General features: G+C 74.0%; 1 pseudogene. It reads right to left on the bottom strand.

Annotated features, from left to right (window positions below):
- Positions 1-273, bottom strand: a pseudogene (locus tag AOK24_RS52020) (ABC transporter ATP-binding protein); the annotation flags it as partial.

The following is a 273-nucleotide window of genomic DNA, read 5'->3' as shown; positions in this document are numbered from 1 at the left end:
GAGGAAGCGTCGTGCGCGCGGGGTTCGGGCTCGGCGCTTCCGGCGGCGCCGTCAGCCGGTTCCGCGTCGGCGTCCTCGCGCACCCCGGGCCCCATGTCTCCCACCTCGTCGGCGAGTTGGTGGACGAGGATGCCGGTGCGGAAGGCGACGTCCCCGATGTCGGCGCACGAACTGCCGTACACGGAGAGGTGGTTGCCGTCCTCCTGGACGACCTCGACGGAGCGGCGGGTGGTGCGGGCGTCCTTGGTGAGTTCGGCGGCGAGGCGGGCGGCG

Source organism: Streptomyces niveiscabiei, from assembly GCF_001419795.1.
GTDB lineage: Bacteria > Actinomycetota > Actinomycetes > Streptomycetales > Streptomycetaceae > Streptomyces > Streptomyces niveiscabiei.
This window is presented reverse-complemented; position numbering and strand designations above follow the sequence as displayed.